This window comes from Cupriavidus sp. 2TAF22, assembly GCF_052115045.1.
Lineage (GTDB): Bacteria > Pseudomonadota > Gammaproteobacteria > Burkholderiales > Burkholderiaceae > Cupriavidus.
In genome coordinates this window covers 1-5247 of sequence record NZ_JBFRFX010000092.1, presented here as the reverse complement: position 1 = coordinate 5247, position 5247 = coordinate 1, and the positions used below count along the sequence as shown (strand labels likewise).

Sequence of the window (5247 nt, the reverse complement as noted above, 5' to 3'; positions counted from 1 at the left end):
TCAGGGAGATGGGTGAAACAACGTGCGGGGTTCGGGTCACGGCTGGCTCGCATGGAAACCGGCGCTGACAATATCAGCGACCAAGATCAAAGGGCGATTTCCCATCCAACTCGAGAACAGCGTATGTTCGGCACCAGCTCATGGACGATTGCTTCGACGGGTTCTCCGTCCTGGCCCAGTCCACCCAGCACTTTCTTGATGTGCTTCTGGAAGAATTGTGAGGATCGTGGCAACCATTCTGCCAACGATCGGAGCCGCGCGCTCAGCCAAGAAGCCCGTTCACGGGCCAAAATGGATCGCATTTGGGCCATGACTGACCGTGACGTCGCCATCCGGGCCATCGCCGTCGCATCCGCGCGGGAGGGAATGCGGCATCGGATGGGCTCGCTTCGCGCTCCAGCCCGACGGCGTCAACAACGCTTTGTCGACGCTTCCCGCTACGATTTCGCCAAGGTCCTCCCTGACCAGGGCCAGGGCCAGATGAATGGCGGCGCCCACGCCGCCCGACGAATACAGGTTACCGTCCTTCAGGCAGCTTAGATCGGTCATGACGTGTACCAGGGGATGCTCGGTTGCGAGGCGTTGCGCGTCGCGCCAATGCGTGGTCAACCAGCGGTGGTCGGCAAGACCGGCACGCGCGAGCAAGAAGGCGCCGTTGCACACGGATGCGAGCCTTCCCGCCTTGCGCCCGGCATCGCTGAGCCAATCCACCAAGTCCCGATGCTCATGCCCCAGGCCGGCGAGCGGGGAACCAGGTACCACGATAAGGTCGAACGGCGTGTGCACATCCAACAGGCACTCTGTCGTGCGCACCGCCATGCCGTTTGAGCATACGACAGGCCCGGGCGACGCCCCGACGAGATGCTGCTCGTAGAATTTTCCGCCCCACACCCGGTTTGCCTCGTGAAACACATCCATCGGGCCGGCCACCTCGAACAAGCGAAATCCGGCATACAGCATCATCGCGACACGCATGCGCCGTTACTCCGCGAATGCGTTCGAAGCAAACGCGCCCCGCCTCGCCACGTACGCAGCGTGGTAGCCGGGTACGGTCGCGGCGGATGCGGGCGGCCCCGCATGCAGCAGCCCTGCACCGGAACGCACGATCTCGCGCAGCTGCGGCCCGATGAGGCTCCATGCACGCCACGCACCCGTGACCGGCGCAGGGTCGGCCAAATAAAACTCAGCTTGCCCCTCGACATCAAGGGCGCTTCCCCCGGACAAGAAAGAGGCCTGGCGTTCCCGAATCAACATGATGAATCCGTCCTTGCTTGGGATCCGGCCCAGACTTCGACCGCGACATATGGCGAGGCGGCGATCGCCCCATCCTGGCTAGCCCGAGGCGCAACCAGGGCTTCTGCGGTTTCCTGCCACGCCTGGGTCAGGTTCCCAGCCGCATTCCCCAAGGCAAGTCTAGTGAGTCGACACGGCAGCGGAAACACGCACATGGCGCCATGGCTGGCCAATCGATGTGAGATTTGGGCCACGTCGTATCGACGGAACCGCCATGCGTCCTACCGTGTCCATCGCATTGGCCATCGAGCGCCACTTGGGCTTTGCCGTATGCGCTTCGTCTTCTTACACGGACGCAAAAGTCATTTGCCGGCTACGACATCCTTGCCATGCGGTTGCTGCGCTAAGCTGCATTCGTCGCTCGTCAATATCGACCACGGTGCTTTCACACTGCTGGATGTGGCCGTGGATCTATGGCAGGGCCGACAAGCCAGTCGCTTCGCAACGTCTCGTGCGTTCGCGAATCGCGCCGATTCGCTTCAATCTTATGGAGATCCCCGTTATGGAGATCCCCGCACCGGGATTCCCGGTGAAGCTACCTGGAATCAAACCGGGTATCCGTGCGGCATCGACGATAGCGCGACCTTGCGGATAGAAGCTATCGAATCCCGACGCGTCGTTTATCTGGCCGGCTAATTGCTTTTCCTGGAAAGCTGGCGCCTTCCGCAATACGAAGCATCCACTTACAACAATAGGCACCCGGCGGCGCGCGCAGGGGCCACGCCCCCCACGTCAGGCAAGTTCACACGCGTTGATTCGGGTTCGAATGCCGTCAGAACGGACTGGAGTCTTCCGTCGAGCACTTCGGCATGATATTGACGCAGACGCTCGCATAGCGCGGCGCGAATGCGCCACCCAGGCATCCACAGTTACCGAGGCGGGATACGCAAACACATTGGCCCGATACCCGACCTGCCGGGCTTCGGGAAGCACCGTCTATCCCCTACAGTGAATGCACCGCTTGACTACGACACGGCAACGAAGCTTGCCAGCAGCGCCGGGATGCGGCTTCTTTACATCACATCGTTTGGCTGGCCAAACACCAGGCAGCCGCGGCACTGTCCGAACGAGGCGCGAAGCTGCCGGAAGACCCGCCTGCGGACACCGGGGTGCTCCGAGGAGTACGGAAGGTTTGTTCGCCGGGAGGCATCGCAATTTCTTGACGAGGTGCAGCCTGAAGCCTGAGCCGGTTGCGACCCGATATCGATCTTCGTGGTTCGTCGTCGTGCAAGCTTGAATTCGCGCTTAATTGCGCAGGAGATGAACTGACTGTTTCGCAAATTGCAGCGTTTATCCGGCTTCGAAACGGGGCGCGGGTTCCCTATTTCAACCTCGTCGCGCCCCGGACGGATATGTTGGCAAGATTCACGAACAGAATGGCCCAGAACATCGCCTGTTTACGCTATCAGAGGTCTGGCCCGCCTCGTAGAATTCGTTGACTGGTTACGCGACGGCAAAAAGCGAAAACACGTTGAGCGAAATGACTTAACAAAAAGCTGGGGTCATTGCCTCGATTTATTCCAGAACGGATCTTGGAACCTTGTGAGCGCGTGGCGTCTGGCTGTGGTTTCCAAATGTGATGACCTCTTGAACACGAGTAGCTAGTAGGACCCTTATGACCACCGCCGACCCTTCAACAACTGGAACGGAAGAGCTGACGATCGTAGAACCGCCCGCACCGGTTCCCGAGCAAGAGGTGGCCCCTCCTGTCCAGCCAACGCCCGCACAAGCCTCGCTATCGCTTCGTCTCGCCGTCGGCCTGATCGGGATGCTGCTCGCGTCCCTACTGGCGATCCTCAACGAACAGGTCACCGCGGTAGCGTTGGCCGATATCCGGGGAGCGTTCTCGATCGGACGTGACGACGGGACCTGGCTGACCACGTTGTTCGAGGCGGCTAACGTCGCCACCATGGTGTTTGCTCCGTGGTTCGGGATCACCTTCACGCTGAAGCGGTTCACGATCGGCGCCGTGCTCGCCACGATGCTGTTCGGGATCCTTTGCCCCTTCGCACCGAACCTCCTTACGCTATATGTGCTGCGTGTCCTCCAGGGGATCGCCGGCGGATGCCTCCCGCCCATGCTGATTATTGTGGCGCTGCGCTATCTTCCCCCGAAGGTCAAGCTGTACGGGCTCGCCGGGTATGCACTCACTGCGACCTTCGGGCCGGCGCTCGGCGCACCGCTCGCGGCATTGTGGACAGAGTATGTCGGCTGGCAAATGGTCTTCTGGCAAATCGTGCCGCTTGGCGTAGCGTGCTGCCTGGCGATCCAGCAGGGGCTTCCGCCGGATCCGCTCAAACTCGAACGACTCCGTTCATTCAACTGGACCGGATTCCTCACGGGACTCCCGGCGGTCGCCATGCTCGTGATCGGTCTCCTGCAAGGTGATCGTCTTGACTGGCTGAATTCCGAGTTCATTCGCGTGATGTTTTTTGGCGGGACGTTCTTGCTTGTGGCCTTCCTCGTCAACGAGTGGTTTCACCCGCTTCCTTTTTTCAAGCTCCAGCTGCTTTCACGAAGGAACTTCGCGCACGGACTCACGACACTCGCGGGCGCGGTGATACTGCTGATCGGTGTCGCCGCCATACCGGGCCAGTATCTCGCCACCATCCACGCGTACAGGCCACTGCAAACGGCACCCCTGTCGTTGCTGGTCGCGATCCCGCTATTGGTTGCGCTTCCTCTGACTGCCGCCTTCATGAATCTTCGGCGCGTTGACCATAGATGGGTCATGGCCGTCGGGCTTTCTCTCATGGTCGCGACGTGCCTGATGGGGAGCTTCATGACCTCCGAGTGGGTTCGCGAGAACTTCTACCTGCTTCAGTCACTACAGATCGTTGCGCAACCGATGGTGATCATGGCGATCCTGATGGGCGTCACGACGGGCTTGCCGCCAGCGGAAGGCCCGTTCGCTTCGGCTATGTTCAACTCGGTCAAGACTTTCTTCGCTGCTGTGGCGACGGGTCTTATCGAAGGATTGGGTACAGATCGCGAACGTTTTCATTCGAACATGCTCGTGGACCAGTTGGGCAACAACGCGCTGGTGACGAGCTATAGCATCGATGCGACCCATAGTCTCGGTCAACTCGCACACCGGATCCACGAGCAGGCCGTGGTACTGACCTCGGCCGATCTCTATCGTGTGATGGCAGGCGTCGCCGTCGCCCTTCTTGTTCTTGTTCCGATACTACCCGTGCGTATCTATCCCCCATGGTGCACTACGCCGCCCTCTTCTCACTAAGGGACGATTTTCATGTCATCCGCCACACGATCTCCTCTCAAAATTGTTAGCATTGCCGCGCTTGTCATTGCCGTCGCCATCGCTGTATGGGCCTGCATTCGGTTTCTTGGCGGCTCGGATACCGAATCCACAAATGATGCCTACGTCTCGGCCGACTTCACGCTCGTGGCGCCGCGTATCGCTGGCCAGGTTTCCGAGGTACTGGTCAACGACAATCAGTGGGTCAAGGCCGGGCAATTGATGGTACGTATCGATGACCGCGATTTCCGGGCCGCATTGTCGAGTGCGCAGGCTGACGTGGCGGCAGCCAAGGCATCCATAGCAAACTACGACGCCGAGATTGCGCGGCACCCCTCGCTCGTCGAGCAGGCGCGCGCCACGCTTCGCTCCGACCAGGCGTCGCTCGACTTTGCGCGAGCGAACGCCTCGCGCTACCAGAATCTCTCCGAAGCGGGAGCGGGAACCACGCAGGAACAACAACACGCTTCAAGCGCGCTCGCCGAGCAGCTTGCGCGGCAGTCCCATGACCGCGCCGCGTTGAGCACGACTGAGCAGAACCTCGACGTGCTGCGCACTCAGCGCGACAAGGCGGCCAGCACGTTGATGCGCGCCGAGGCGGCTCAGGAATTGGCGAATCTCAATCTGTCCTATACGGAAATCCATGCACCGGTGGACGGCAAGGTTGGCAGGCGCTCGGCGCGGGTCGGCGCATT

3 protein-coding genes are annotated in these 5247 nt (G+C 60.7%); 2 read left to right on the top strand and 1 reads right to left on the bottom strand.

Annotated features, from left to right (window positions below; translation table 11 throughout):
• Positions 1-279 precede the first annotated feature (279 nt).
• Positions 280-975 (bottom strand): GlxA family transcriptional regulator, encoded by a 696-nt coding sequence (locus AB4Z48_RS40080; protein WP_441624393.1) that lies wholly within the window; start codon positions 973-975, stop codon positions 280-282.
• Between the two features lie 1933 nt (positions 976-2908).
• Between AB4Z48_RS40080 and AB4Z48_RS40075 the strand changes: the two genes are divergently transcribed.
• The gene (locus AB4Z48_RS40075; protein WP_441624391.1) at positions 2909-4534 is read left to right on the top strand and encodes an MFS transporter; all 1626 of its coding nucleotides are present in this window, start codon (positions 2909-2911) and stop codon (positions 4532-4534) included.
• A 12-nt stretch (positions 4535-4546) separates the two neighbouring features.
• The coding region (locus tag AB4Z48_RS40070) for an HlyD family secretion protein (protein ID WP_441624389.1) at positions 4547-5247 on the top strand (701 nt) is incomplete at its 3' end.

Excerpts from the sequence above, each read along its gene's own strand:
- AB4Z48_RS40080 (WP_441624393.1), bottom strand. The coding sequence starts at position 975 with ATGCGTGTCGCGATGATGCTGTATGCCGGATTTCGCTTGTTCGAGGTG.
- AB4Z48_RS40075 (WP_441624391.1), top strand. The coding sequence starts at position 2,909 with ATGACCACCGCCGACCCTTCAACAACTGGAACGGAAGAGCTGACGATC.